Below are 26,844 nucleotides of genomic sequence, written 5' to 3'. Positions count from 1 at the left end.
AATTTGAGGCAAGATATTATGAGGGAAGATACAGGGAGGCAGCTTAAATGATGTCTCCTCAAGATGAGGCCCAAAAGTGTCCGGTATTTTGGGTAGCACTACAAGCCCTTGGGAATATCAATCCAGAGAGCCGGAATTTCAAAAAGCTTGCTTCGCACCTCTATGCGCTTAAAGGGAACCGTGGGTTTTTCCCATTTAAAGGAACTATAAAGCTTGAAAAGTCTCTCAAGAGATTCTCCAGGTGGTGGCAAAAAAAGCACCGCAAGACTATACTTTTTGCCCCTGGTTAGCATCAGCGCTGCTCGTGTTTCTTGGTTTGCCAGGCCTTTTAAGTAAAGCCGAAAAATAAAGCCCTGGTCAAAATAAGGAGAAAAAGAAAGATAAGGAGCCTTAACTAAGGCCAGCGAAAAATTCTTGTTAGTCTTGAAAAAGACTTCTCCCTGCTTATAAAACGGCAGCGAAAGAACTCTTAAAAGATAAGCTTCGTCGGCTTTCTTGGGATTTTTAAGGGGGAAAATTACTATGCCACCAGGTCTATCAAGACATCTTAAAATGATACGCCCCTCTGCGGAGCGAACGTTCAAAGTATAAGCTGGGGGGAGATCAACCCTAATTCCGTGAAGAGGATCAATTACCCATTCTCCCAGGGCCTGTGAAGAAAAAAATATAAGGCAAGACAGAAGAAAAATTAAATATCTCATTTGTTTTCCTCCTGCCTTGACTTTACTTTTTATTGTAGCAAATTTTTGGGCAAATTAAGCAAAAAGGCTTTTTTGTTTGGGGGGAGGGGAAGCAGGTTCTTCTTCGTCGGGTTCAAAGATGCGAATCTTGCCATAGACCCCGTCAAAACCAGGTTTGATGTAAAGCCTGCCCTGGCGCACCCGGGAAATCCCTTCCACAATACGTTCGGGCAGAAGTTCTTTTAGTTCTTCAAGACTTTTGTATAGCAAAATGTCTAGCTCTGGGCCTGCCATTTCAAGGATTTGCTTATAGGTTTTAAGCACTGCCTGGGTCTGTGGCCCTTTACCCAGGGCCTCGGCTATTATCTCCTGAAGCGGCACAAGGTGCAGTGCTTGCGGCTTATCAGGAGGTTTATACCCTGCAGGTCTGTCGGCAAGCTCTACCACCCGATGCATTACCCCAACGGTAACAGGTTCTCCACACACCGGGCATTTCCCGCCATGGGCCAGGGTTTCTTCTGGTGAAAAAGAAACCCCACAATTTCGGTGGCCGTCGTAATGGTACTTGCCTTCTGCGGGATAGAACTCAATGGTGAATGCCAGGTTGTCTTTCAAAAGGGCCTCTTTTATACCCTGGTAGCTTGGTTTTCCGTAAAAGGCGTTTGCTTCTCGGGCTAGCTTGGAAGGGGAGTGGGCATCAGAGTTAGAAACCAGGGTATAGCGGTCAAGCATGGAAAGGCGCCAGTTCATGGCCGGATCTGAAGAAAGGCCTGTTTCAAGGGCGTGGATGTGCTCAGTTTCTTCTTCAAAGCATTCTTCTATGGAATCAAAACCAGAGAAGGCCCCAAAAAGGGAATACCAGGGTGTCCAAATGTGTGCCGGAATAATGATTACGTCAGGAGAAATCTGACGCAAGATCTTGACCAGGTCTTTAACAGGAAAGCCAAACATGGGTCTGCCATCAGAGGTAAGGTTCCCAAGCCTCACAAGAGCTCGATTTATCTCTTTTACCACCCTGAGACTCGGGGCAAGGACAACCGTATGCACCCGACGGTTTTTCTTCCCTGCCTGAGAAAAGATGTTTGAGATTTCCGCACTCAAGATAAAGCGCACGCCATCAGGGTCTTCACGAAAAACATAAAGCCCTTCTTCTGGCGCAGGGATGAGATATTCCTCAAGCTCTGACACATAATCTGGATGGGTAAAGTCTCCCGTGGCCACAACCGAAAGCCCTTTGGCCCGGGCAACCTGGGCAAGAGTAGGGATAGTCATGTCTTTGCTGGTGGCCCGGGAATAACGGCTATGGATATGAAGATCTGCAAAATAAATTTCTTCCCGCAAAGGCAGCTTCATCATGGAAAGGAAATTCTAACATTGATAAACTAATATGCTACATTGACGCTTAGCTTTTCCGCTGCTACCCATGAAGACATGAAAGAAAAAATCATTGAAAAAGTCCGTATTGGCAAAAGGATCTCCCCTGAAGAGGCCCTTACCCTGTGGCGAGAGGCGTCTTTTTTTGAGCTTGGCGCCCTTGCCCGTGAAGTGCGGTTCAGAATTCATCCTGAGCGCATTGTGACCTACATAATCGACCGCAACATAAACTACACCAATATTTGCATCTCAGGGTGTAAGTTCTGTGCCTACTATCGTCCGCCAGGAAAAGAAGGCGGTTTTGTCCTTTCCCAGGAAGAGCTCTTTCGCAAAATAGAAGAAACCTTAGCCCTTGGAGGGGTTCAGATTCTTCTTCAAGGAGGCCTGCACCCAGAGCTTCCTTTTTCTTTTTATGTGGAGATGCTGCAAAGCATAAAGAAAAAATTCCCAGAAATTCATATTCACGGCTTTTCCCCGCCAGAGATAGTCCATTTTTCAGAGATATCAGGGGAAACCATCGAAGAGGTCTTAAGGGAGCTTATCAAGGCCGGGCTTAATTCTATTCCAGGCGGTGGGGCAGAAATTCTCGTTGACCGCATAAGAAAAAAAGTTTCTCCCAACAAATGTTCTGCTGAAAAATGGCTTGAGGTTATGCGCACGGCCCATAGACTTGGCCTTAAAACCACAGCCACGATGATGTTTGGGCATTTAGAAACCATTGAAGACAGAATAGAACACCTAAAACGCATAAGAGACCTTCAGGATGAAACCGGCGGCTTTACCGCCTTTATCCCTTGGCCTTTCCAGCCCGGAAATACGGAAATAGACGTCCCCAAGGTTATGCCTGTTGAGTATCTCAGCATGCTTGCTCTTTCGCGCATTTTTCTCGACAATGTCAAAAATATCCAGGCCTCCTGGGTGACCCAGGGGCCCAAAGTTGCCCAGGTAGCCCTTGAGTTCGGAGCCAATGATTTTGGCAGCACCATGATAGAAGAAAATGTGGTAGCGGCTGCCGGGGTCTCACACCGGCTTAGTGTTGACGAAATAGAACGCATTATCCGGGATGCTGGCTATGAGCCCCGCAGGCGCCGCATGGACTACACCCTTATATCCTGAAAGCTAATGGAACTTCGCATTTCTAAAGGACCAACTATTTACCGCGCAAAATACATTTTCCCTGTTACCGACCCGCCCATTGAAAATGCCGCCGTCCTTACCAAAGAAGGCGAAATCCTTGAGTGCGGCCCTTATGAGCAGGTGCGCAAGGGTTTTCTGGGGGAAGAGATAGACCTTGGGGAAGTTGCCCTTTTGCCGGCCCTGGTAAATGCGCACGCCCACATCGAACTTTCCGCACTAAAATGGCGACTGACGCCCTCGGGGTCTTTTGTTGGCTGGATAAAAAACCTCATTCGCATTCGCCAAGAGATTTCCGCAGAGGAATACGTTTCCTCTGCACGCCAGGCCCTAAAAGAGGCCTGGCAAAACGGGATCGGCCTCATCGGAGATCACGGAAACACCGGGCTTTCTGTCCCCCTTTTGCGAGAGTCCCCTTTTTTGGCAGTTTTTTTCCGGGAAGTAATCGACTTTAAAGGACACACCAATCTCAAAGACTTCCTCAAAGAAAATTTAAGTGATCCTAAAATTACCATGAGCCTTGCACCGCATGCGCCTTACACTGTCTCACCTATCCTCATGCAGGCTATCAAGGGCTGGACCCAGAAATACAAGCTTCCCTTTTCTTTACACGTGGCAGAGTCTCAAGAAGAAGTAGAATTTTTAAGGTTTGGCCGCGGCCCTATAAAAGAACTCCTTGAAGAAAGGGGCCAGTGGCCGTCTAATTTTGTGGCCCCTGGGTTAAGCCCGGTGCATTATCTTGACCGCTTGAACATCCTTGATGAGGATACGATTTGTGTCCACCTTTGCCAGGCCACCGAAGACGAACTGGCACTGCTTGCCAAAAAAAGGGCAAAGCCCTGTCTTTGCCTGCGTAGCAACACTTTTTTAGGGGTGGGGCTTCCCAAAGTTGAAAAAATGCTTGACCTCGGCCTTAAGCCCTGCCTTGGGACTGATAGCCTGGCAAGCAATGACCAGCTATCAATTTTTGCAGAAATGGCTGCGGTAAGACAGTTTTTTCCAAAAATACCAGCAGAAGTCATCCTCAAAATGGCAACCCTCTGGGGGGCTAAGGCGCTAAAACGCAACGGCGTAGGCTTCATTGGCCAGGGTGCCAGGGCTGATCTCTTGATAATTCCAACAGAAAAAAAGGACCCCAAAGCCCTTCTTGAAGAAATTGTCACTAAAACTCCCGCTCAAATTGGCCGACTCTATGGTTAGTATGGTAAGCTCTTTATAAAGCCTTTTCAGGGGGCAAAAATGCAAACTCAGGAAGCAATTAAAGAAATTGAAAAAAGACTAGGCTACAACGAAGAAAAAGTTGACCGCAGCATGCGCGAGCTGGAAATACTTCGCCAAATTTCAACAGATAACCTCATGGCAACCCTTGAGCTTCGCAAAGCCCACGAACAATTGTCCCGCGAATTCAAAGAGTTCAAAGACGAAATGAAAGACTTCAAGGACGAGATGAAGGCCTTCAAAGACGAAATGAAAGTTTTCAAGGACGAGATGCTGGCATTCAAAAATGAAATGAAAGACTTCAAGGATGAAATGCACAAATTCAAAGACGAAAGTAACAAACGCTGGGCAGAGCTTGCCCAGCGTTTGGGGACCCTTGCAGAAGACATTTTTGGTCCAGGGATCCCGTATCTTATCAAACAATTTGGCCACCAAATCAAAGAAAGGTTCTTTGATTACGAAACAGGCCCTAAAGGTAGAAAGCGGCAATTTGACGTTATTGTAATAACCACAGATAAAAACGGCCAGGAAACCATTTGGATAGCCGAAGTAAAAAGCCAGGCACGCGCTGATGACTTTAGCCAGCTAAAAGACGCCCTGGATTTTTTCGTAAACCACGCAAGCCTTGCCAGAGGACAAAGAATTATCCCCATCCTTGCGGCATTACGTGTCCCTGAAGACCTGAAGAACCTGGCAAACAAAGCAGGCGTTCTTCTGGTAAAGATGGGCGGCGATTATCTTGAGCCGTTAAACCCTGAAATCATAAGCGCTGAAAAGTGTTGAGATGTATTTAGCAGGCGGAATATTAGTTTTTTTGCTTTTGCTAATGTGGCCTGATAAAAGCTTTGCCTTTGGCCCTGCGGCCCATATTGAACTTGCGCTCAAAATACTTGCCGAAGGCCCTGGCTGTTTTAAAAACCTCACCGGCGCCCTGGGCCTTGCCTTTATTTACGGCAACCTGGTGCCAGATTTTTTCATTGCTCCCCCGCGCTGGAAAAGGCTTTACCACTCTTTTGAGGCCTTTGAGCATCTTTTGCTCAAAGCCAAAAAACCTTGTGAACACGCCTTTGCCCTGGGCTATGGCACGCATCTTCTGGCAGATAAAGTAGCCCACGAGAAAATAATTCCTGCTTTTGCACGCCGCCTTGATCTACCACCACGCTTAATTCACTACTACTTCGAATGGACTATTGAAAGAAACTTAAGCCGCAATCTTTTCCTCTTAAAGGGGCTTTACCTCTGGCCAGGGCACCGCAGGCTTAATTTGTTTGTGTCTTCCTCTTTTGAAATAGAACGCCACGTAATGCTTACGCGCAAGCTTATCACCCTTTCAAGTATGCGCCTTGCCAAAATAAGACGCCGCACCCCTCCTAACAGCCTTGTCAAACTATTTGAAAGGCGTTTCCTTGCTGCACTGCCAAGTTGTCTCTCAGAAATGCAATACGTATTCCACGCCAAGGGAGCAAATAATGCGTATCGTGGGCTCGGGTGCGCTTAATCTCGATTTCTTCTACGAAATAGACGACCTGCGCAGGCTAAAAAAAATTGGCAAAGACCTGAAGCCCGGTGGCGAAGTCTGGGGCACCAGAGAAGAATTCGAAAAATTAAGAGACGAGCTCGAACAAAAGGGAAAATTTATCGCTCGCTCAGGGGGAGGCTCTGCGGCTAACACCATTTACGCCTTGAAAAACTGGGGTTTTGAAACAGGGTTTATCGGCATTGTGGGTGAAGACCCTGAAGGCGATGCTATTTTGGCAGAGCTTGCGGGTGTTGAGCTAAGCCGTGTTATCCGAAAGGGAAAATCTGCCTGCTGTATCATTATCATTGATGCCCAAAAAGACCGGGCCATCTTTGTCTCCCCACACTCAGAAGAACATCTCCTTGCCCACTACCAGCCCTCAACCATTCCTCAAGAATGGCTGCACGTAAGCTCGCTCATTACCAATGAAGGCCTGGCTTTTCATCGAAACCTAAAAGAAAAGCACCAGGGCACCTTTAGCATTGATCCAGGGGAAATTTACGCCCAAAAGGGCCTAGAGTTCTTAAAGCCCCTGCTTTCAAGGGCAGAGTTTCTTTTTATCACTGAACAAGAACTGGTTTATCTGGGGCTGAAACCAGAGGACTTTGCCGATCTTTCTTCCAATGTTTTCCTAAAGCGGGGCAAAAAAGGGGCCATTCTTTTTAAGGACGGGCAAAAAATTGAGATTCCTGCGGTGAAGCCCCAGGAGATCCTTGACAACACAGGAGCAGGGGACGTATTCGATGCAGGTGTAATAGCAGGGGTGCTTTCTGGACTCAGCGCCCGAGAGGCAGGTTTCTTGGGTGCGGCTATGGCGGCCCTTTCCTTGCGCGATTATGGTAGAAAGGGTTATCCCAAGCGCGAAGAATTTCTTTACTGGAGGAATCATGGAGCCGGAAAAAGCTAGCAAAATTATTTCAAAGGCTTTGGGCCGCGGACATTTCGCCGACATTTACCTTGAAGAAACAGAAACCACTTTCATTGTGTATGATAACGACCGGCTGGAAAAGTTAGTCTGCGGAAGCGATAAAGGGGCGGGGCTTAGGGCCATTTACGGCGACTACCATACAGCCTATGCCTACACCAATAGCTTTGCTCCAGAGGAACTCATGTCCCTTGCAGAAAGCCTTGCAAGGCTCACCGGAAGTACCCAAAAAAACATAACCATCGACGAAATAAAAAAGATTCCCTTCCCTGAGGTCAAAAGACCGCCGCAGGAAGAAAGCCTTGCTTTTAAAATTGACCTGGTAAAAAAAGCTAATCAGGCCGCAAGAGGGGCCTCTCCTGAAGTAGCCCAGGTGCAGGTCACCTATCATGACCTCCACAAAAAAATCACCATTGTCAATTCTGAAGGCCTTTATATCAAAGGCGAGCGCCTTTATACGCTCCTTGCCGTACAGGTGGTCACCAAAAGGGGCGAAGTAATCCAAACAGGACATGAACCCTTGGGCGGGGCCATAGGACTTGAAATTTTTGAGAAAACTCCCCCAGAAGAAATCGCCTTAAAGGCTGCTCAAAGGGCCATTTTAATGCTTTCTGCGCCTAAAGCCCCAGGGGGCACCATGCCTGTTGTGCTTTCTGCTGAAGCAGGCGGTACCATGATTCACGAAGCCGTTGGCCACGGACTTGAAGCAGACCTTGCCGAAGAAGGTTTTTCAGTATATGCAGGAAGGATCGGCGAAAAAGTGGCTTCGTCTCTTATCACCGTAATTGATGACCCGACCCTGATGTACCAGCGCGGTTATTATCAGTTTGACGACGAAGGGATCTTTCCTGAAAAAACCGTTTTGATTGAAAACGGCGTGCTTAAGGACTTTTTGTATGACAGGCTCTCTGCCATGAAAGCAGGCAAAGACTCAAATGGCCATGGCAGGCGAGAATCTTACCGTTTTCGCCCGATACCTCGCATGTCAAACACCTACATTGCCCCAGGCCCACACAGCCCCGAAGAAATCATAAGAAGTGTTGATAAAGGGCTTTTTGTCAAAAAAATGGGCGGAGGCCAGGTTGATACCATCTCTGGTAACTTTGTCTTTGAAGTAACCGAGGGCTATTTAATTGAAAAAGGCCTTTTGGGCGAACCAGTGCGCGGGGCTACTATTTCGGGAAACGGCCCCCAGATCCTTCAAATCATTGATATGGTAGGAAATGATCTTGGTTTTACCATTGGGACCTGTGGTAAGGACGGCCAGGGAGTGCCTGTTTCTGACGGACAACCAACTTTACGCATCCCCGAAATTGTAGTAGGTGGTGCCATAGATCAAAAATAGGAAAACGGAGGGCCGCTCATGTGCGGCGTAATAGGAGTATTCGGACATAAAGAAGCTGCAAAGATTGCGTTTTTCGGGCTCTACGCCCTGCAACATCGCGGACAGGAAAGTGCCGGCATAGTCTCTTCAGATGGCAAAGTGGTAAAAGAACACCGTGACCTTGGCCTGGTTGCCGAAGTGTTTAATGAACCCATCCTGCAAAACCTTACCGGCCACATTGCCGTGGGGCACGTGCGGTATTCAACCACAGGATCAAGCACGGTAAAAAACGTCCAGCCTTTCTTGGTAACCCACAGCCGCCAAACCTTTGCCCTGGCTCACAATGGAAATCTTGTAAACGCCTGTCTTCTGCGAGAGGAACTCGAAAAACAGGGCTCACTTTTTCAGACCACCATGGACAGTGAGATTATCGTCCATCTCATTGCCAAATCCCTTCAGAAGGGCCTGGTGGAAGCAATCCGGGAAACCATGGCCATTATTGAAGGGGCCTACTCTATTGTCTTGCTGGCACAGGACAAACTCATTGCCTTTAGAGACCCACACGGCTTTCGTCCGCTTGCCCTGGGCATGTTAAACGGCGGCTATATCGTTGCTTCTGAGACCTGTGCCTTTGACTTGGTTCAGGCCCAATATTTACGAGATGTAAAACCCGGCGAAATTCTAGTCATCGATGAAAATGGCATAAACTCGTACGAAGGAATAAAGAAAGAAAACCTTGCCCAGTGTATTTTTGAATTCATCTACTTTGCACGCCCCGATAGCAACATTTTTGGTGAAAACGTTTATAGCTTTCGCAAACGCCTGGGTTACGAGCTTGCCAGGGAATGCCCCCTGGAGACAGACTTTGTCATGCCGTTTCCTGACTCGGGAAACTATGCTGCCATTGGTTACGCCCAGGCCACAGGACTTCCCTTTGAAATGGGAGTTATCAGGAACCACTACGTGGGCCGTACCTTTATCCAGCCTTCCCAGAGCATGCGAGATTTTTCAGTACGTGTGAAGTTAAACCCTGTGAAAGAACTCTTAAGGGGCAAAAAAGTAGCTGTGGTGGATGATTCATTGGTTCGCGGCACTACCAGCCGCACCAGAGTGAGAGCTATACGCGAGGCTGGAGCCTTTGAAATAAACATGCTGATAAGCTGCCCACCCATAAAATATCCCTGCTACTACGGTATAGACTTTCCTTCGCGTGGTGAGCTCATAGCCGCCAAACACAGTGTTGACGAAATAAGACGCTATCTTGAGCTTGATCTCCTTCATTATCTTTCCTTAGAAGGGCTTCTTAAAGCCGCGCAGGGTAATAACAAGGGCTTTTGCCTGGCCTGTTTTACCGGTAAATACCCTGTACCCATCAAGGCCAGTATTCACAAAGAAATCTTTGAAATAAAGGAAACGAAATGATTGCCTATAAAGACCTTCAAGAATTTATTGCCAAACTAGAACAGGAACAGGAACTTTTGCGCATTAAAGAGCCTCTTTCCCCAAAACTTGAAATCCCTGAGGTAACCGACCGGGTGTGCAAGGTATATGGGCCTGCGCTTCTTTTTGAAAATGTTCCCGGCTATGACATGCCTGTTTTAACTAACGCTTTTGGCAGTTTTCGCCGCATGGCCCTTGCCCTTGGGGTTGAAAACCTTAACGAACTTGGCGAAGACGTCCTGCAATTCATAGAAATCGAAAAGCCTGACTCCATTGTCAAAAAACTCAATCTCATCCCCAAAATAAAACGCCTGGCAAGTGTTTTCCCAAAATACGTTTCCAAGGCCCCTTGCCAGGAAATAGTCTTTAAAGAAAGTGAGGTTGATCTTTATCGCTTGCCTATTCTTCATTGCTGGCCTCAGGACGGCGGACCTTTTATTACGCTTCCTGTGGTAATTACCAAAGACCCGCTAACTGGGGTGCGCAACGTTGGCATGTATCGCATGCAGGTCTTTGACAGGCGCACTACTGGCATGCATTGGCACCTGCACAAAGGCGGCGCGCACCATTTTCGTATTGCCGAAAAACTAGGTAAAAGGCTCCCTGTGGCCGTGGCCATAGGCCCGGACCCTGCTACCACTTACGCCGCCACCGCACCTTTGCCCGATGAGGTAGACGAAATCCTTTTTGCGGGCTTTTTGCGTGGCAAACCCGTGGAAATGGTAAAGTGCCTTACGGTTGATCTCGAAGTCCCTGCAAACAGCCAGATAGTGCTTGAAGGTTATGTTGAACCGGGGGAAAGGCGCCTTGAAGGCCCCTTTGGCGACCATACGGGATATTATTCTCTTCCTGATTACTATCCTGTTTTCCACGTAACCTGCATGACCATGCGCAAAGACGCCGTTTACCCTGCTACTATCGTGGGAAAACCCCCTCAGGAAGACTGCTACATGGCAAAGGCCACGGAAAGGCTCTTTTTACCCCTTATTCAGAAAACCTTGCCAGAAATAGTCGATATAAACCTTCCCATGGAAGGGGTTTTCCATAACCTTGCTTTTGTTTCTATTGACAAACGCTACCCTGGACATGCCCGCAAAGTAGCCTGCGCCCTCTGGGGCCTTGGGCAAATGATGTTTTGCAAGATCATTGTAATCTTCGATAAAGAGGTAAATGTCCAGGATGTTTCTGAGTGTCTCTGGCGTTTGGGCAACAACATCGACCCTGAACGAGATATCTTTTTCGTGAAAGGCCCGGTAGATGCCTTGGATCACGCAGCACCGCTTCCTTACTATGGCAGCAAAATGGCCATAGACGCCACCCGCAAATGGCCAGAAGAAGGCTTTGAACGCGACTGGCCAGATGTCATTGAAATGGACCCTGAAGTCCAACAAAAGATTAATCGCCTCTGGCGAAAGCTGGGTGTTGAAGAGTTCTTAAAGAGAAAAAGATAAAACGGCAGGCAAGGTGCCTGCCGCCTTCATACTATTTCCCAAAGGAGCGCTCAAAAAGTTCTTCGATTGCCTTTTTGCCTTCTTCGGTAAGGTTACGTGTGCCTGTGCCTACAAAGGTGTTGTGGGAGATTACTGGGGTGTCTTCTACCCACTTGCCGTCTTTCCAGGTGAACCACTTGTTTACACGCTGGTCAAAAACATGCAAAGGCCGATTAAAAAGCTTGGCAAGCTCGGCAGCCCAACCGGTTCCACCTTTAACAGTGCCATTTGGTAAGATTTCGCCCACAATAAAGACCTGATAGCCCTTGTTTACCATGTGAAAAATAACCTGAAGGACCTTACGAATGCGTTCAGGCTTGGCATAATTACGTTTCATCATTTTGGAAACAAGTTCCATGCTGATATCACCGCGTTTAAGCTCCTCAGGGGAAAGCTCCACAAGGTTTTTGGCCCTGTCAGGCTTATGCCCTTCGTAAGTAAAAACAACCTCTTTTACCCCAAAACGTTCGGCATTTTCTCCAAAAGTGGCTTCAGCCCCGCGCAACCCACTGTGATATAAGGTGCATTCTTCTGGCTTCATTTATCCCCTCCAGTGTAAAGATCTCTTGCTTCCTCTTTATACCAGGAAATAAAACGTTTGATACCCTCTTCAATAGGCACTTGGGGATTATACCCCAAAAGTTCTCTGGCCTTTGAAATATCCGCATAAGTAATAGGTACATCACCTGCTTGAAAAGGTAAAAACTTAATTTTCGCAGGCTTGCCCAGGTTTTCTTCTATGAGTTTTATCAAGGTAAGAAGGTCTGTAACCTGAGATTCTCCAAGATTAAAAATCTCAAAGTCAAAATCTTTATCTATCGCAGCTACTACTCCTTGGATGATATCGTCTATGTAAGTGTAGTCCCTTTTGGAAGAGCCATCACCGTAAACCGGGATTTCCTTCCCCTGGTCAATTAAGCGGGTAAACTTATGGATGGCCATCTCAGGGCGCTGGCGCGGGCCGTAAACCGTAAAAAAGCGCAAACAGACTATCTTGATACCAAAAAGATGATGAAAGGCATGGCACATAAGCTCATTGGCCCGCTTGGTAGCGGCATAGGGAGAAACTGGTCTATCCGCACAAACTGACTCCCTAAAAGGAACCTGGTCAGAATAGCCGTAAACCGAAGAAGAACTCCCATATACGAATTTTGGGACTTTGTAACGCCGCGAAAGCTCAAGAAGATTAGTGGTGCCCACGCCGTTTACTTCTTCATAAAGGATAGGGTCTTCCACTGAAGGACGCACCCCTGCACGGGCGGCAAGATGCACCACGCACTTGATGGGGTATCTTTTAAAGACCCGCTCTAAAAAGGGAAAATCCCGTATATCACCTTGCTCTAAATGGAAATGAGGATTTTTTAAGGCGCTTTCAATGTTTTTATGCTTGATTTTCGGAGAGTAGTAGTCGTTAAAATCATCGATGGCAACAACCCTTTCTCCGCGGGCCAAAAGGGTATCCACCAAATGAGAGCCAATAAACCCTGCTCCTCCGGTAACCAAGATAGCATCCATAATTACTCCACTGTTACGCTTTTAGCGAGATTGCGCGGTTGGTCAACGTCACAACCACGTACTACCGCTACTTCATAAGCAAGAAGTTGTAAAGGTATGGTGTAAAGAATCGGCGAGACTTCCCACTCACATTCGGGCAAGGAGACAGTACGCGTAGCCACGCGGGCAAGGGTTTCATCCCCTTCAGTGCCCAAAGCAAGGATTTCACCCCGTCTAGAACGCACTTCTTCGATATTCGAAATCATCTTTTCGTAAACATGGTGATTGGCAGGGGCAAGAGCCATCACCGGCATATTCTCATCAATAAGGGCAATGGGGCCATGTTTCATCTCTCCTGCAGCATAGCCTTCAGCATGGATATAAGAAATTTCCTTAAGCTTAAGGGCACCTTCTAAGGCGATAGGGAAAAGGATATTTCTACCTAAATAGAGAAAGTGTTCTTTTCTTTGGTAATCATAAGCAAGGTCTTTTATTTCTGGATGGACCTTTTCAATAAGCTTCTCTACCTGGTAGGGGACGCGCAACAAGGAACGGGCAATGCGGCGGCGTTCCTGTTCGGAAAGACTCTTGCGCATCTGGCCAAAATAAAGGACCAAAAGCAAAAGGGCCGTAAGCTGGCTGGTAAAGGCCTTGGTTGAGGCAACCCCTATTTCTGGGCCGGCATGGGTATAAATAGTGCCATCTGACTCACGGGTAATAGTGCTTCCCAATACGTTACAAATGGCCACGGCCTTGGCCCCTACTTCCCGAGCCCGCCTAAGACTTGCCAAGGTGTCTGCAGTTTCTCCTGATTGGGATATGGGGATTACCAGGGTATTTTTGTCGATTAACAAATCTCGGTAACGAAACTCTGAGCCAAGCTCAACTTCTACCGGAAGCCTAACCCAGCGCTCAAACAAATATTTGCCTACAAGCCCGGCATGGTAAGAGGTTCCACAGGCCAGAATGCATATCTTTTTAAGGGACAAAACTTCCTCAGGAGACAAACAAATCTCAGGGATGTTTACTTCACCTGTTTCAGGATCAAGGCGGCCACGAAAAGTATTTAAAATGGCTTGCGGCTGTTCGTAAATCTCTTTAAGCATAAAATGCTTAAAGCCCGCCTTTTCCGCCATGGCGGCGTCCCAGTGAATACGAGAAATTTCTTTGGCAATTTTTCTTCCATCACGCAGGCTAAGTATCTGGCAAGAGTCTTTGGTCAAGATAGCCATCTCCCCATCATCGAGGAAGATGACGTTTTTAGTCCAAGGAAGTATTGCAGGGATATCTGAGGCCATAAAGTTTTCACCCTCGCCAATGCCCAGTACCAGCGGGCTTTGATAGCGCGCTGCAATAAGCATGTGAGGGGCCTTGGCCCAGAAAACGCCAATAGCATAGGCGCCTTCTACCTTACTTAGGGCCCTGCGAACAGCTTCAGGCAAATCAAAGCCTGCTTCCAATTCTTCTTCGATAAGATGGGGAATGACCTCGGTGTCGGTTTGCGAACGAAACTTATGCCCTTTTTGTTCAAGCATACCGCGCAAGGTGTGGTAGTTTTCAATAATTCCGTTGTGAACAACTACTAATTCCTGGCGACAGTCCCCATGGGGATGGGCGTTATGTTCTGCTGGTTCTCCATGAGTGGCCCAGCGAGTATGACCTAGACCTATGCCTCGGGGATTTTTACCATAGCCCGCCAGAAGCTCCTGAAGATTAAAAAGCTTGCCAAGGGCTCTAATGACCGAGATTTTTCCTTCATCAAAAAAAGCCACCCCAGCAGAATCATACCCGCGGTATTCAAGGCGTCTGAGACCTTCAAGTAGCACCGGAATTACGGCTCTTTCTCCAACATAGCCAATAATGCCACACATTAGCGCGCTCCTTCTCCAAATAAGACAATTTTGATGGTCTTAAAGATGATATACAGATCAAACATAACAGACATGTATTTTATGTAGTAAAGGTCATATTTTAGTTTTTCCAGGGCGTCTTCGTCAGAAGCCCCGTAAGGATAGCAAATTTGCGCCCAGCCGGTAATTCCCGGAAGCACTGTATGCCTTTGGTCGTAATAAGGGATCTTCTTACGGAGTCTTTCTACAAAAAAGGGCCTTTCAGGACGAGGCCCTACAAATGACATATCACCCTTGATGACATTCCACATTTGAGGGATCTCATCAAGACGTAATTTTCTTATCACCCTCCCCACCCTGGTAACACGGGGATCATTTTTAGACGCCCACTTAGGGGCATCTTTTTCGGCATCCGTTCGCATGGACCGGAACTTATAAAGCTTGAAAACTTTTCCGTCTTTGCCTACTCTTTCCTGCACAAACAAAACCGGGCCTGGTGAATCCAATTTAATGAGAATGGCTATTAAAAGGGCAATAGGAGATAAAATAATCAAGCCTGCAGTTGCCACCAAAAGACCAAGAACTCGCTTAAGAAATAATGTTCTTCGGGACTTGTAGAAACCACCATGAAAAATAAGCCAGCTCGGTCTTATTTTTTCAACAAGGATTTTTCCAGTCAGGTGCTCATAAAAAGTTTCCCCTTCAACAACATCAATTCCCTTCATACGACATTCAAGAAGCTCAGAGACAGGAAGCTTCCCGCGCCTATCTTCTATGCAAACTACGACCTGTTTTATTTTATTCTTATGACAAAAATCAAAGATTTTTTTGAAATCGGTTTTTATTTGAACCTTTGGAAAGAAGCTAAAATTTTTAACAGCGCTTAAAACGTAATCTTTATCACGGGTAAAAATAGCAGCCACACAGAAACCACAATCTAGCTGTCGGTCTATTTCTTCCATTAAATGCTCAGCTAAAGAAGAAAAACCAACAAAAGCTATTCTTTCATCGAGATAGCCTTGTTTCAAAACATAAAAATAAAGAAGACGCCAAGAAATAGCAAGAACAATAACAAAGAAGAGAAAAATCATAAAAGACCAGTTACTAATCATCATTTTAGGGAAGAAATAATAGACAATCCCTATAAGAAACGTAGCTAAACCGATTGACTGAAGAAGGCGCAAAAACATATCCCATAGACTATCTTCACGCCGAAAAGTATACAAATCAAAATAATAAAGCCACAACTGAAACATAAAAGTAACAAAGAAAATCTTAAAAAATAGCGGCCAATGCGCTAAATCATAGGTTATATAGCCGTCATGGATATAAAAAGCTATTAACGATGCAGCAAAAATCAAAAAAGTTTCTGAGATAAAAAAAAGTAATTTTCTAGCGGGATAATAGCGATGAAAAAGCCAAATCATAGCTAACGTGATTTGTAATATCGATATTTGTAGGCATATCGATAATATTTTAGTTTAGGAGAAAAAAGCCCCAAAAACGATGGTCTATAATTATTAAAAACAAAGCCTAACAGCTTAGACTTACCAATTTTATCAACTGCTTCATTTACAACTTCTGCATCAGAAAAAGCATAACGAACCACAAAAAGAATCCCATCAGCTAGGCGCGCAAGAGAAATTGTTTCAGAAGCTACTAAAACAGGAGGACTATCAAAAATAAAAAAGTGCTTAGGAAAGCGATTTCTCAGAGCCTCCATCAAAGCTACTACTGCCTCTGAACTAAACAGGTCTTTAACTTCAGAGGTTATATTCCCCGCAGGGATGATAAACAAGTTGGGATAATCTGTTTTATAAATGACGTCTTCAAGGGAAGATACACGTCCAGAAAGATAATCAGAAAGGCCATATTCAGGAGCTATACCAAGTTTTTCTTTGAAAGTGGGTTTACGCAGATCTGCTTCAATTAAAATGGTAGGCGCGCTCCGCGCAAAAGAAAAGGCTAGATTGATTGACACATAAGTCTTTCCTTCTTTAGGAACAGCACTTGTAACCAAAATAAATCGAGAAGGAAGCCCTGTACGCGGATGAAGGATTTGGCTTCGCAAAATTTTAAAGTGCTCTGCGACTATATTTTCTGGATCGTGGTAGGTCAAAATTTTTGGATCTACGTTTGATAGCCGCAAAACTTGCGCGTCGCTTTGGTCTTTAAGCGGTTTTTCCTCTTCGTGTTCGGTTAAAGGTAAAACTTTGGCCACGTTGGTGTTTTCTTTATCATTTTCGATACTTTCTAAGAGCTTTGACAACTTTCCCATACAAAATCCCCTAAAACTAACCTAAATCCCACAAGCCTTTTAATCGTTCCCAATCCCAAAGACCAAGAAGATAACCTAAAATTAAAATCGACATAACCACTAAAAATATAAAAGGAATGTAACGCTCAAAATTAGACTTAGAATTCTTGGCCTCGAGATGTTGGTTCTTTTGAAGTTTAGGCAGTAAATGCTTAACTTCTTTAGATGCTTCTTCCACAAACGAAGCATCAACTAATTCTGCCTTTGCTAAAAAAGCAGACATCAGGGCATGATCAGCCAAAATATTTATCACGCGCGGGATTCCTCCTGAAAATTTAAACAGGGCCTCGATGGCATCATCGGTAAAAACCCTGTTTTTTGGAGAGCCAGCCCTTAACAGGCGCGTAGAGATATAATCAGATACGTCTTTGATATCTCTAAAAGGGCCAAGATGATACTTAAAAGAAAAGCGTTGACGCAGCGAAGTTAGCTCAGGACAATCGAGCTTATCTAGAAGATCTGGTTGACCAACAAGAATAATAACCATCCCGGGAAATTCGGCAGCAATATTAGCAAAAAGCCTCAATTCCTCCAGAAAACGGATACTTGCAGACTGTGCCTCATCAATGACTAGGACCAAAATTTTGCCCTGCTGATATATTTTTTTTAGCTGTTCCCGAAATTTAAGCAAAAAAATAGGCTTGGATATATTTGAGACATCTTGGCGTGGGAAAAGAGTTTGTGAAAGTAGTTCATAAAATTCAGACACAGACAAAGAAGGATTAAACACTGGAACAACTACGACATTTTTGTCTTTTTCCAAATCCCTTAAAAAATAATTAAGCAAAGTAGTTTTCCCAACGCCTATATCTCCAGTCAGCAACAAGAACGGCTTTTTTGCCAAAACAGCATATTTAAGATGTGACAAAGCTTCTCTATGCTGCTCACTCAAATAAAGAAAATCAGGATCAGGATGAATATCAAAGGGGTTTTTAAGTAAGCCCCAATATTTATAATACATTTAAAGTGGCAGCTCCGTTAAAATCTTATAAGTTAAAAAAGCATTTGCGGCAAAACCACTGAGAGCCAAAATTGAAAGAAGTCCGGTTTTTAACGCATATTTCAACTTGTCGTTTTTCATCATAACACTAGGAATAGTGGCTAAAACTTTAACATCGAAATTATATTCAAGAACAGAAGGGTCATAAATCTTTTTATCAACAACAAATTCAAGCAAAGCAGCTATACCTAGCCCCAATCCTAAAGCAGCAATTAAACCCATTGCCAACATCTTTTTGACATCAGGAGAGACGGGAACTTCGGGGATACGAGCAGGATCAATTATTCTAAATTGTTCTCCTTGCTGGCGTTTTTCTAAGGTCTCAGCCATGGCGGCCTGAATTTTTTTGTCGAGTAACATGCGATAAGTTTTCATAAGATTATTATAATCACGTGTAAGATCTGTTAATTCCTGTTCTCTTTTCGGGATATTCTCTAAGCGCTTTTGATAGAGGGCTATTTTTGCATTAGTATTAGCAATAAGTTCATCTATTGATTTCAACTCCTTATCAATATCTTTGATCTGGGCCCTTAATTGGCTTACAATTGTCGGCTCAGTCACACCACTTTCTTCCCCTTTTTGCGTTTTCTTCATTTCTTTTTCTTTTTGCTCTATCAGTCTTTTTAATCTAATTACATCTGGATGTTTCTCAGTATATTTTGTTAACAAAGCCTCGTATTTTTGTTTCAAAAATTCTAAGCTTGCCTTAAAATCCTGACTATCTGTTTGAATTTCATCTGTAGCAATAACCTGCTGATCTTTAGCCTTCTTAAGCTGTTCTAAGATAGACACTTTCCGATCCTGAAGCATCTCTTTACGCATTTGCAATGCTTCTTTTTCTTTTTGTAACCTACCCAAAATCGCAATGATAGATTGTTTCTGTTCTGGAAGCTCTGACATATGCTTTTGCTTATACTCCTGAATAGCCTTCTCTCGTTCTCTTAACTGCTTTTCAATGCGGGTTAATTCTTCATCTAAAAAAGCAGTAATAGTTTTGGCCTGCTCCTCACGCAATTTTAAGTTTTCTTCGATAAAAATATTCGCAATTCGATTTACAACCTTGGCAGCCAAATTGGGATCATAATAAGTAAAACTGACTATAATAACATTTCTTTTCCCTCCTCTAGGGCGAGAAACCTTTATAGCCTTTCGCATCCTTTCAACAACCGTTTCCATGGGAACATTTTGTACCATCTGGGGATAAAGATTGAATTCCTTAATCAAGTATTCTAAATTGCGACGGCTGGTAATTTCCTGCCAAATAGAATGGATAAAAGCTTCCATATCTCCAGAAACTGTCGATTTAACATAGGCAGAAGGAATCTTTTGAGGTGAGATAGAAAGAACTACCTGAGCCTGATAAATCTTTGGCGTATGAAGTATCTTCCATTGCACCAGCGCAAAAACTACTACGAAAGTGAAAATAATGATCCATTTTCTGCGCCAAAGGAACATTAAAACTGAGAACAAATCCATCTGCTTTGGCATTTTATCGGCATTAATCATACCAACACCTCATATTCTATAAATTCCATGGCAAATGCTTGGCCTGCCAAAAACGATAAGAAAAAGACAAAAATACAGTATTAACAGTATATTCATCTTGGGAATAATCAGCTGAAACCTTTCTAAACGAGTAAGAAATAGAACCGGAAATTTTTTTAGTTATCTGATGAGCAATAGCGGCCGAAAAAACATAGGTGTTCCTTACCCCCCTTAAATCATCTTCCCATCTATAAGAAAAGCTACTACTAACAGAAGTCCTGCGGCTTAACTTGCGAGAAATATCTGCAGAAATCAGATAATACTTAGTAAATCCAGTATTTTCTGCCTCAACATAACGATAACGATAACCACCGGAACCTGAAATAGAAAAAGTGGTCAACCTGAACTTTCTAGAATAATCTAAAGAAAAAGTTATGCCATCTGAATCCTTACCCTTGTCATCTCCTTTTTTTACAAAATAACCAAGGCTAAAATGATAACTATCTTTTCTAGTTGGATTCCAAGAATAAGTTACGTCTGAAGAATAAACCCAATAATCCTCTCCAGTGGGGCTCTTGTCCTGAGTTCTATCTATTGAAAACTTCAAAGAAACTTTCTTATTATGAGCGATTTTATATCCTCCAGAAGCCTCGGCACTCCATGTTTGCACAGAAGGAGTTTGTTCAAATTCTCGTTGCGTTGCAGAAAAGCGGGATTCAATAAAATATTTCACAAAATCTCGTGAGAGAGAAACAAACTCCGTATAAGAGCGTGAATCTTCCGTTAAAGGACTTTCATTTTGTAAGTAGTTTAGAGAAAGGCCAAACCGGACAAAAGAATTTTTGTAATATTCATAACTCGTGTCTAAAGAAGAATTTATACGATAATATGGCCTTCTTTCTCCCCTTCTTTCCTCAAAGACAAGCGTACTTGGTTCTATAGGTTCTTCTGTTCGATAATAAATATTTTTCCAAGAAAAATTCAAATGTTTAGATAAGGATCTATCATAATCAAAGCTTAAATTGTGTCGAAACGAATCACTCCCTTCTCTATTCCAGTAATAAGACCTACTTAAACTATACGAAAGATCCATACTAGAGATCTTCGTAGCTCTATTTGCAGCAAAGCTTGCACCAAAAACAGAGATTATATCATCAGTCTTATCAGTATTAGTCAAAAACAAATTGTCAGTGTATTCTGAATTCAGAAAAAGACTTAAAGCATAAAAACTACTCTGAGCAAACGAAAAACTGGCTATCAACAAAAAAACAAGTGTAAAAAGAGATATCCTCATAAATCCTCCTAGGGAACTAAAACGATATCATCTGGCATAAGATTAAAATCGTTAATATCTTTCCCCTTGACAGCCTGCTCATAACTAAAATGCAAAACTATTCTCTTCCCTTCTTTAAACCTTAGAACCATTATTTTGTCTTTATTAGCCCATTCAGTAAATCCTCCTGCCACTGCCAAAGCCTGTAAAATCGTCATAGGCTTGCTAAGAGAATAAGCTCCTGGACTCTTTATCTCTCCGATCATATAGTAAAATTTGCTGTTAATTTCTTTAACAATCACCGTAACTACTGGAAGATCGATATATTCTTGCAGTTTTTTCTGTATTTCTTCTTTTAGTTGCATGGGGGTCTTCCCTGCAGCCATAACATCGTCTATTAAAGGCAAGGTAATACGCCCGTCAGGACGAACCGTTGCATCCCTTGTAAAGTCGGGTTCTTTCCAAACTATTATCTCTAAAACATCTCCGGGACCAATAATGTATTCATCAAAGGCCGTTTTAGCGGCATAAACCGAACTTGAAATGGCCATTAAAAAAAACAAAACTAAAACAAACTTACTCTTCATTATTTTCCCCCTTAAGTCTTGCCAAATAATCTTCCCATTCCCAGGGAAGAAGATATTTTTTCTTGTTATTACATTCTTTGCATGCCGGCACTAGGTTCTCCCGAACGCTTTTTCCACCTTTTGATAAAGGGATTAGGTGATCCATGGTCAGCTCCGAGGGTTTGAACTTGCGCCCACAATAATAACAAATGCCTGAGGCTATTTTTTTACGCCACCATTTAGTTTGCCTGAGTTTGCGAGCCTTTTGTCTTTCAAGGCGTAAAGCATCTTCAGCAAAAAAAATGTAGTCTTTTATGCTTTTTGTCCTTCTTGCCATTCTCCTAAAGTTTTGTTAGCCGTAAATTATGATCAAATTTTCAGACAAAAATTTATCGCCTATTTACGAAAAAATCAGAGAAAATTCCCGCCTTGATTTTGAAGACGGGCTTAAATTGTTCCGTTCTAACGATCTCATTGGCCTAGGCTCCCTCGCATCCCTTGTCAGAGAGAAATTACACAATAAAAAAGTATACTATGTTTTCAACCAGCACGTAAATTATTCAAATATTTGTCTAAATTTATGCAAATTCTGTGCCTTCGGCAAACCCCCCGGAGACCCTGAGGCCTACGCTTTAAATATCGAAGAAATAGTCAAAAAACTTAAAGAAAACCCCTCTCCTATCCAAGAAATTCATATTGTTGGAGGTTTACACCCTACTTTACCATACGATTTCTACCTTGAACTCCTAAAGACTTTAAAAAGAGAATTCCCTCAAGCCCAGCTCAAAGCATTTACCTGTGTGGAAATAGACCACTTAGCCAAAATATCCTCAAAAGGCATAGAAGAAGTCCTGAAAGATTTAAAAGAAGCCGGGCTTTCCTGTCTTCCCGGAGGCGGGGCAGAAGTCTTTTCTGAACGTATCAGAAAAAAACTTTGCCCTAACAAAATCACCGGAAAACGCTGGCTTGAAATTGCCCGCACAGCCCATAAGTTAGGCATCCCTACCAACGCTACCATGCTTTACGGACACATTGAAACATACGAAGAACGCCTGGAACACCTCATCGCCCTTAGAAAACTGCAGGACGAAACCGGCGGGTTTTTATGTTTCATCCCCTTGCCTTTTCTTCCCCAAAAATCCTACCTTAAAAAAGAAGTCGCCCCCACCACCGGCTTTGAAGATTTGAAAATGATGGCAGTGGCGCGCTTGATGTTAGACAATATCCCACACCTTAAAGCTTACTGGATTTTTCTTGGTATCAAGTTAGCTCAGGTAGCGCTTCATTTTGGCGCTAATGATCTCCACGGCACCGTTTATGAAGAAAAAATAAGCGATTTTTCAGGGGGAGAAACCAAAAAGGCCCTTTCTCGCAAAGAGATCGAGCGCATTATTCGCGAAGCAGGGTTTGAGCCTGTGGAACGCGACGCCCTTTACAACCCTTTAAGCTAGTCTTTTTCAGCCAGTTTGGCCAAGGATACGATCTTTTCACCTCCGGCAAGCATGAACAAGCGCACCCCTTGAGTGGCACGCCCCTGAACGGGGATGTCCTTCACCCGCAGTCTGATAATTTTTCCTGCCGAAGAAACAAGCATTATCTCGTCGTCATCGCACACCCGGGCGCATCCCGCAAGCAAACCCGTTTTATCCGTAAGCTTCATGGCCATGATGCCTTTGCCACCTCGGCTCTGAAGGCGATATTCTTCCAGGCTCGTGCGCTTGCCGTAACCAAGCTCCGTAACAGTCAAAAGGCTCTCATGATCTTCCCTTTCAATGATTTCAAGCCCCACCACCTCATCTCCTTGAGCAAGGTCCATCCCTTTGACACCTGCGGCAGTGCGCCCCATGGGCCGCACGTCGTCTTCGTGAAAGCGGATGCTTTGCCCCTTCCTCGTTACCAGCAAAATGTCTTTATCGCCGTCGGTTAACCCTGCGGCTATTAGCTCGTCGCCTTCACGTACTGCGGCGGCTACGATTCCGGTACTGCGCGGGTTTGAAAAAGCTGCAAGCGAGGTCTTCTTCACCAGGCCCTTCCGGGTAACAAAGAAAACATACCAGTCCTCCTTGAACTCCCTGACCGGAAGGATGGTGGTGAGCTTTTCGTCCTCGCCAAGTGGAAGCAAGTTGCGCAGCGACGTCCCCTTGGCAGTGCGCCCGGCCTGAGGAATATCGTAAACCTTGAGCCAGTAAAGCCTGCCTTTGTTTGTCAAGCACAGAAAGTAGTCGTGGGTTGAGGCCACATAGAGCTGTGTCACTGCGTCTTCGCTTCCCGCTTCTACGCCAATCTTTCCGCGCCCACCTCGACGCTGGCTGCGGTAGGTGCTCGCAGGCAGGCGCTTTATGTAGCCCCGGTGGGTAATGGTAATCACCACGTCTTCCTGGGCTATCAAGTCCTCCAGGGAAAGCTCCTCAACCTTGGGAATTATCTCGGTGCGGCGCTCATCCGCGAACTCTTTTTTGATGGCCAAAAGCTCGTCTTCGATGACCTTCATCAACACCTTCTCATCAGAAAGTATCTTTTCAAACCAGGCAATCTGCCGCTTGAGCTCCTCGTATTCGGCCTTAAGCTTTTCCTGCTCAAGGCCTGTTAAGCGCTGAAGCCTCATGTCTAAAATGGCCTGAGCCTGAACCGGAGTAAGCCCAAAGCGGGCTATCAGGCCCTCCTTGGCTTCTGCAGGGGTCTTTGAGGCCTTGATCAAGGCAATAACCTCGTCAAGGTTGGCAAGGGCTATCAAAAGGCCTTCCACCACATGGGCCCGCTCTTTGGCCTTGCGCAAATCAAAAAGGGTCCTGCGGATGACAACCTTGCGCCGGTGGGCCAAAAAGTGCCCCAAAAGCTCGCGCAGGTTAAGAAGCTCCGGCCTGTTGTTAACCAGGGCAAGCATGATTATCCCAAAGGTAGTTTCAAGAGGCGTTTGCTTGTAAAGCTGGTTGAGGATAACCGGGGCAAACTCCTGCTTCTCTCTTTTGAGCTCCACCACCACGCGCAGGCCCTCGCGGTCTGATTCATCGCGCACTTCGGCAATGCCTTCAATCTTTTTATCCCGGGCAAGAGCGGCTATTTTCTCCACCAGTTTGGCCTTGTTTACCTGGTAGGGGAGCTCAGTTATCACGATGGAGGCGCGGCTGCCCTCGCGCTCAATGTGGGCCCGCGCCCGAAGCTTAATCAGGCCTTTGCCCGTGGCGTAAGCCTCTTTAATGCCTTTAGTGCCGCAAACAAAAGCCCCTGTAGGGAAGTCTGGCCCCTTTACATACTCAAGAAGCTCATCTACCGTGATGTTGGGGTTGTGGATCATGGCCACCAGGGCGTCGATAACTTCGCCCAGATTGTGCGGCGGAATGTTGGTGGCCATGCCCACAGCGATTCCCGCTGAGCCGTTAATCAGCAGGTTGGGAATGCGGCTCGGCAGCACCACCGGCTCCTGAAGGGTGTTGTCGTAGTTCGGCATGAAGTCAACGGTTTCTTTTTCTATGTCGGTGAGTAGCTCGTGGGCAATCTTGGCCATGCGCACTTCGGTGTAGCGCATGGCTGCCGGGGCATCGCCGTCCATGGAGCCGAAGTTACCCTGGCCGTCTATCAAGGGATAGCGCATGGTAAAATCCTGGGCCATGCGCACCAAGGTGTCGTAAACTGCCATATCGCCGTGAGGGTGATACTTACCGATAACATCACCCACGATTCTTGCGCTTTTTTTGTACGGCTTATTCCAGTCGTTTTTAAGCTCATACATGGCAAAAAGGATGCGCCGCTGCACGGGTTTCAGACCATCACGCACGTCAGGAAGCGCTCGCCCAACAATCACGCTCATAGCGTAGTCGAGATAGGACTTCTTAAGCTCCTCCTCAATGGGAATAGGAACAATCTCTGCCATACACCAAAACCTCCCTTCAAAATGCCAAATGCTTTATACCACGAAAAAACGCATTCTGCTGCTAGAAAGATTTTCAAAGTCGTGGTAAAAAGCGCAAGAACATAGGAGGTTTGCTATGAAAGCCCTGATTGTCCTTGAAGACGGCACCACTTTTTGGGGAAAGTCATTTACCGGCCCAGGAGAAGCCTTTGGCGAAATCGTCTTCAATACCTCGATGACGGGATATCAGGAAATCCTGACCGACCCCTCTTACCGGGGCCAAATAGTCACAATGACTTATCCCCTCATTGGCAATTACGGCGTAAACGACGAAGACAACGAAAGCAGCCGTATCCAGGTAGAAGCCTTTGTGGTGCGTGAATATCAGCCATTTTATTCTAATTGGCGTGCCAAACGCTCTCTAGGGGAATGGCTCAAGTCCCAGGGGGTCCTTGGCATTGAACAGATAGACACCAGGGCGTTGACCAGACATATCAGGCTTTCTGGGGCCATGAAAGCCGGTATTTCCACTGAAGACCTAAACCCCTCCTCACTCCTTGAAAAGGTAAAGGCTTCCCCAGGCCTTGTAGGCCGAGACCTGGTAAAAGAAGTCACCTGTGACAAGCCCTATCGCTGGGTAGCAGGAGAAAAAAAAGAATTTTTCCCTTTTGATCCTAACGGTGGCCCGAAAGTAGTGGTGATTGACTGTGGCCTTAAATACAACCAGCTACGTTTGATGGAAGAGCGTGGTTGCCAGCTTTTGGTAGTTCCGGCAAAGACCTCTGCCGAAGAAATCCTTTCCTACGAACCAGACGGCATTTTCTTTTCAAACGGCCCAGGGGACCCAGCCGCAGTCCCCTACGTGGTTGAGACTGCCAAAGAACTCCTTGGCAAACGCCCAATCTTTGGGATCTGTCTTGGTCACCAGATGCTTGGTCAGGCCTTGGGGGCAAGCACCTACAAACTCAAGTTTGGTCATCGTGGTGCCAACCAGCCCGTAAAAGACCTCGCCACTGGCCGTATTGAAATAACCTCGCAAAACCACGGTTTTTGCGTACGCCAGGAAGAACTCCCCAAGGAAGTAGAAATTTCCCACATAAACTTAAACGACGGCACCTTAGAGGGAATCAAACACAAAGAAATCCCCCTTTTTAGCGTGCAGTATCATCCCGAAAACGCACCAGGGCCCCGTGATTCTGTTTATCTTTTTGACCGTTTCCTTGACATGATTCATGCTTTTGGAGAAGGAAAATCTCTATGAAACAAGCAAGAATTGCCGCACTCCTTATAAGTTTGGTTGTAGCTGCTGCTCTGGGAGGCCTTGGTTATTATTTTAAGGAAGTTCTTCCCCCGTGGGCGATAGGCACTATGGTAAGCGCTCCCATTTTGGGAGGCATTATCATAACACTTCTCATTAGGGAGACCTCTCAGGTTGAGACCGAAATCAAGCTTGAACCTGAAGGCCCTGAGGAAAAACCCAAAACCCCAGCGCCCAAAGAGCCTACTCCTGCCCCCTCAGAAGCCTCTTCCGAGCCAGAAAAATACCTAGCCGCTTTCCTTGGAGTTTTGCAAAAAGAAGGGCGTTTTCTTGACTTTTTAAACGAAAATTTAGACGCCTACGATGATGCTCAAATCGGGGCGGCTGTGCGTGCCATTCATCGCAAACTAAAGCAAACTGTCTTTGAAACCGTCGAGCTTTCCCCGGTAGTAAATGCGAAAGAGGGAAGTGAAATAATCATTGAAGAAGATTTTGACCGCAAAGCCATTCGTCTTATTGGCAACATAAAAGGAGAACCCCCTTATCAGGGAATCCTGCGGCATCCTGGCTGGTGCTACAAGAAAATAAATTTGCCTAAGCCCAAGCAAGAAAAGATTCTTGCTCCTGCTGAGGTTGAAATCTCTTAG

24 protein-coding genes are annotated in these 26,844 nt (G+C 45.2%); 11 read left to right on the top strand and 13 right to left on the bottom strand.

What is annotated here, in order from left to right; all coding sequences use genetic code 11:
* Window positions 1–98 precede the first annotated feature (98 nt).
* Window positions 99–701, bottom strand: a complete 603-nt coding sequence (locus H528_RS0108405) for a hypothetical protein (RefSeq protein ID WP_022853877.1) — start codon at window positions 699–701, stop codon at window positions 99–101.
* A gap of 54 nt (window positions 702–755) precedes the next feature.
* Complete coding sequence (locus tag H528_RS0108400; protein ID WP_022853876.1) at window positions 756–2,036, bottom strand: endonuclease Q family protein; 1,281 nt, start codon at window positions 2,034–2,036, stop codon at window positions 756–758.
* Window positions 2,037–2,111: 75 nt separating this feature from the next.
* Here H528_RS0108400 and mqnC point away from each other — a divergent pair, with 75 nt between their 5' ends.
* From mqnC to H528_RS0108360, 8 genes are read left to right on the top strand one after another with little or no spacing between them, the layout of a single operon-like run.
* Complete coding sequence (gene mqnC, locus H528_RS0108395; protein ID WP_022853875.1) at window positions 2,112–3,170, top strand: cyclic dehypoxanthinyl futalosine synthase; 1,059 nt, start codon at window positions 2,112–2,114, stop codon at window positions 3,168–3,170.
* A 6-nt stretch (window positions 3,171–3,176) separates the two neighbouring features.
* Window positions 3,177–4,388 carry an amidohydrolase family protein gene (locus H528_RS0108390; RefSeq protein ID WP_022853874.1) on the top strand — a complete coding sequence of 404 codons (1,212 nt, stop codon included), beginning with the start codon at window positions 3,177–3,179 and terminating at the stop codon, window positions 4,386–4,388.
* A 39-nt stretch (window positions 4,389–4,427) separates the two neighbouring features.
* Window positions 4,428–5,189 (top strand): hypothetical protein, encoded by a 762-nt coding sequence (locus tag H528_RS14100; RefSeq protein WP_022853873.1) that lies wholly within the window; start codon window positions 4,428–4,430, stop codon window positions 5,187–5,189.
* 43 nt (window positions 5,190–5,232) lie between these two features.
* Complete coding sequence (locus H528_RS0108380) at window positions 5,233–5,904, top strand: zinc dependent phospholipase C family protein (protein ID WP_169352788.1); 672 nt, start codon at window positions 5,233–5,235, stop codon at window positions 5,902–5,904.
* Window positions 5,876–6,832, top strand: a complete 957-nt coding sequence (locus H528_RS0108375) for a carbohydrate kinase family protein (RefSeq protein WP_022853871.1) — start codon at window positions 5,876–5,878, stop codon at window positions 6,830–6,832. The genes H528_RS0108380 and H528_RS0108375 overlap by 29 nt, the downstream gene beginning before the upstream one ends.
* Complete coding sequence (locus H528_RS0108370) at window positions 6,810–8,195, top strand: TldD/PmbA family protein (protein WP_028845871.1); 1,386 nt, start codon at window positions 6,810–6,812, stop codon at window positions 8,193–8,195. The genes H528_RS0108375 and H528_RS0108370 overlap by 23 nt, the downstream gene beginning before the upstream one ends.
* A gap of 18 nt (window positions 8,196–8,213) precedes the next feature.
* Window positions 8,214–9,596 carry an amidophosphoribosyltransferase gene (gene purF / locus H528_RS0108365; RefSeq protein ID WP_022853869.1) on the top strand — a complete coding sequence of 461 codons (1,383 nt, stop codon included), beginning with the start codon at window positions 8,214–8,216 and terminating at the stop codon, window positions 9,594–9,596.
* Window positions 9,596–11,065 (top strand): menaquinone biosynthesis decarboxylase, encoded by a 1,470-nt coding sequence (locus tag H528_RS0108360; protein ID WP_028845870.1) that lies wholly within the window; start codon window positions 9,596–9,598, stop codon window positions 11,063–11,065. The genes purF and H528_RS0108360 overlap by 1 nt, the downstream gene beginning before the upstream one ends.
* Window positions 11,066–11,096: 31 nt before the next feature.
* On the opposite strand, the gene H528_RS0108355 is transcribed toward H528_RS0108360, so the two are convergent.
* Genes H528_RS0108355 through H528_RS0108310 form a run of 10 tightly spaced genes read right to left on the bottom strand, consistent with a single transcriptional unit; the run spans window position 11,097 to window position 21,426 of the window.
* Complete coding sequence (locus tag H528_RS0108355) at window positions 11,097–11,645, bottom strand: hypothetical protein (RefSeq protein ID WP_022853867.1); 549 nt, start codon at window positions 11,643–11,645, stop codon at window positions 11,097–11,099.
* Window positions 11,642–12,619, bottom strand: coding sequence for a GDP-mannose 4,6-dehydratase (locus tag H528_RS0108350; protein ID WP_022853866.1), 978 nt, complete (start codon window positions 12,617–12,619; stop codon window positions 11,642–11,644). The genes H528_RS0108355 and H528_RS0108350 overlap by 4 nt, the downstream gene beginning before the upstream one ends.
* A 2-nt stretch (window positions 12,620–12,621) precedes the next feature.
* Window positions 12,622–14,469, bottom strand: coding sequence for a glutamine--fructose-6-phosphate transaminase (isomerizing) (gene glmS, locus H528_RS0108345; protein WP_022853865.1), 1,848 nt, complete (start codon window positions 14,467–14,469; stop codon window positions 12,622–12,624).
* Window positions 14,469–15,875, bottom strand: coding sequence for a TIGR03013 family XrtA/PEP-CTERM system glycosyltransferase (locus tag H528_RS0108340; protein WP_022853864.1), 1,407 nt, complete (start codon window positions 15,873–15,875; stop codon window positions 14,469–14,471). The genes glmS and H528_RS0108340 overlap by 1 nt, the downstream gene beginning before the upstream one ends.
* A 2-nt stretch (window positions 15,876–15,877) precedes the next feature.
* Window positions 15,878–16,726 carry a P-loop NTPase family protein gene (locus H528_RS0108335; RefSeq protein ID WP_022853863.1) on the bottom strand — a complete coding sequence of 283 codons (849 nt, stop codon included), beginning with the start codon at window positions 16,724–16,726 and terminating at the stop codon, window positions 15,878–15,880.
* A 16-nt stretch (window positions 16,727–16,742) separates the two neighbouring features.
* Entirely contained in the window at window positions 16,743–17,726 is a 984-nt protein-coding gene (locus H528_RS0108330; protein WP_022853862.1) for an ExeA family protein, read from the bottom strand.
* Window positions 17,727–19,271: an XrtA system polysaccharide chain length determinant gene (locus H528_RS0108325; protein WP_022853861.1), complete on the bottom strand. Its 1,545-nt coding sequence runs from the start codon at window positions 19,269–19,271 to the stop codon at window positions 17,727–17,729. It lies immediately after the preceding gene.
* Window positions 19,272–19,287: 16 nt separating this feature from the next.
* Window positions 19,288–20,544: a porin family protein gene (locus H528_RS0108320; RefSeq protein ID WP_022853860.1), complete on the bottom strand. Its 1,257-nt coding sequence runs from the start codon at window positions 20,542–20,544 to the stop codon at window positions 19,288–19,290.
* A gap of 8 nt (window positions 20,545–20,552) precedes the next feature.
* Window positions 20,553–21,110, bottom strand: coding sequence for a polysaccharide biosynthesis/export family protein (locus tag H528_RS0108315; protein ID WP_022853859.1), 558 nt, complete (start codon window positions 21,108–21,110; stop codon window positions 20,553–20,555).
* Window positions 21,100–21,426, bottom strand: coding sequence for an HNH endonuclease (locus H528_RS0108310; RefSeq protein WP_022853858.1), 327 nt, complete (start codon window positions 21,424–21,426; stop codon window positions 21,100–21,102). Before H528_RS0108310 ends, H528_RS0108315 begins: the two co-directional genes overlap by 11 nt.
* A gap of 28 nt (window positions 21,427–21,454) precedes the next feature.
* Between H528_RS0108310 and mqnE the strand changes: the two genes are divergently transcribed.
* Entirely contained in the window at window positions 21,455–22,540 is a 1,086-nt protein-coding gene (gene mqnE, locus H528_RS0108305) for an aminofutalosine synthase MqnE (RefSeq protein ID WP_022853857.1), read from the top strand.
* Here the strand turns inward: mqnE and gyrA are convergent.
* A complete protein-coding gene (gene gyrA / locus H528_RS0108300; RefSeq protein WP_022853856.1) occupies window positions 22,537–24,960 on the bottom strand; it encodes a DNA gyrase subunit A in 2,424 nt (807 codons plus the stop codon). The two genes, mqnE and gyrA, sit on opposite strands and share 4 nt — an antisense overlap.
* Window positions 24,961–25,075: 115 nt before the next feature.
* Here gyrA and carA point away from each other — a divergent pair, with 115 nt between their 5' ends.
* On the top strand, window positions 25,076–26,200 hold the full coding sequence (gene carA, locus H528_RS0108295) for a glutamine-hydrolyzing carbamoyl-phosphate synthase small subunit (protein WP_022853855.1): 1,125 nt from the start codon (window positions 25,076–25,078) through the stop codon (window positions 26,198–26,200).
* Complete coding sequence (locus tag H528_RS14095) at window positions 26,197–26,844, top strand: DUF2760 domain-containing protein (RefSeq protein WP_022853854.1); 648 nt, start codon at window positions 26,197–26,199, stop codon at window positions 26,842–26,844. The genes carA and H528_RS14095 overlap by 4 nt, the downstream gene beginning before the upstream one ends.

It is taken from the genome of Thermodesulfatator atlanticus DSM 21156, assembly GCF_000421585.1.
GTDB classification, from domain to species: domain Bacteria; phylum Desulfobacterota; class Thermodesulfobacteria; order Thermodesulfobacteriales; family Thermodesulfatatoraceae; genus Thermodesulfatator; species Thermodesulfatator atlanticus.
Note: the sequence above shows the minus strand (reverse complement) of the source record. Positions and strands in the feature narration are given on the sequence as shown.

Excerpts from the sequence above, each read along its gene's own strand:
- H528_RS0108330 (WP_022853862.1), bottom strand. The coding sequence starts at position 17,726 with ATGTATTATAAATATTGGGGCTTACTTAAAAACCCCTTTGATATTCAT.
- H528_RS0108315 (WP_022853859.1), bottom strand. The coding sequence starts at position 21,110 with ATGAAGAGTAAGTTTGTTTTAGTTTTGTTTTTTTTAATGGCCATTTCA.
- H528_RS0108400 (WP_022853876.1), bottom strand. The coding sequence starts at position 2,036 with ATGATGAAGCTGCCTTTGCGGGAAGAAATTTATTTTGCAGATCTTCAT.
- H528_RS14095 (WP_022853854.1), top strand. The coding sequence starts at position 26,197 with ATGAAACAAGCAAGAATTGCCGCACTCCTTATAAGTTTGGTTGTAGCT.
- carA (WP_022853855.1), top strand. The coding sequence starts at position 25,076 with ATGAAAGCCCTGATTGTCCTTGAAGACGGCACCACTTTTTGGGGAAAG.
- mqnC (WP_022853875.1), top strand. The coding sequence starts at position 2,112 with ATGAAAGAAAAAATCATTGAAAAAGTCCGTATTGGCAAAAGGATCTCC.
- purF (WP_022853869.1), top strand. The coding sequence starts at position 8,214 with ATGTGCGGCGTAATAGGAGTATTCGGACATAAAGAAGCTGCAAAGATT.
- glmS (WP_022853865.1), bottom strand. The coding sequence starts at position 14,469 with ATGTGTGGCATTATTGGCTATGTTGGAGAAAGAGCCGTAATTCCGGTG.
- H528_RS0108355 (WP_022853867.1), bottom strand. The coding sequence starts at position 11,645 with ATGAAGCCAGAAGAATGCACCTTATATCACAGTGGGTTGCGCGGGGCT.
- H528_RS0108340 (WP_022853864.1), bottom strand. The coding sequence starts at position 15,875 with ATGATTTGGCTTTTTCATCGCTATTATCCCGCTAGAAAATTACTTTTT.
- H528_RS0108350 (WP_022853866.1), bottom strand. The coding sequence starts at position 12,619 with ATGGATGCTATCTTGGTTACCGGAGGAGCAGGGTTTATTGGCTCTCAT.
- gyrA (WP_022853856.1), bottom strand. The coding sequence starts at position 24,960 with ATGGCAGAGATTGTTCCTATTCCCATTGAGGAGGAGCTTAAGAAGTCC.
- H528_RS0108390 (WP_022853874.1), top strand. The coding sequence starts at position 3,177 with ATGGAACTTCGCATTTCTAAAGGACCAACTATTTACCGCGCAAAATAC.
- H528_RS14100 (WP_022853873.1), top strand. The coding sequence starts at position 4,428 with ATGCAAACTCAGGAAGCAATTAAAGAAATTGAAAAAAGACTAGGCTAC.
- H528_RS0108310 (WP_022853858.1), bottom strand. The coding sequence starts at position 21,426 with ATGGCAAGAAGGACAAAAAGCATAAAAGACTACATTTTTTTTGCTGAA.
- H528_RS0108375 (WP_022853871.1), top strand. The coding sequence starts at position 5,876 with ATGCGTATCGTGGGCTCGGGTGCGCTTAATCTCGATTTCTTCTACGAA.
- H528_RS0108405 (WP_022853877.1), bottom strand. The coding sequence starts at position 701 with ATGAGATATTTAATTTTTCTTCTGTCTTGCCTTATATTTTTTTCTTCA.
- H528_RS0108380 (WP_169352788.1), top strand. The coding sequence starts at position 5,233 with ATGTGGCCTGATAAAAGCTTTGCCTTTGGCCCTGCGGCCCATATTGAA.
- H528_RS0108335 (WP_022853863.1), bottom strand. The coding sequence starts at position 16,726 with ATGGGAAAGTTGTCAAAGCTCTTAGAAAGTATCGAAAATGATAAAGAA.
- H528_RS0108320 (WP_022853860.1), bottom strand. The coding sequence starts at position 20,544 with ATGAGGATATCTCTTTTTACACTTGTTTTTTTGTTGATAGCCAGTTTT.
- mqnE (WP_022853857.1), top strand. The coding sequence starts at position 21,455 with ATGATCAAATTTTCAGACAAAAATTTATCGCCTATTTACGAAAAAATC.
- H528_RS0108325 (WP_022853861.1), bottom strand. The coding sequence starts at position 19,271 with ATGATTAATGCCGATAAAATGCCAAAGCAGATGGATTTGTTCTCAGTT.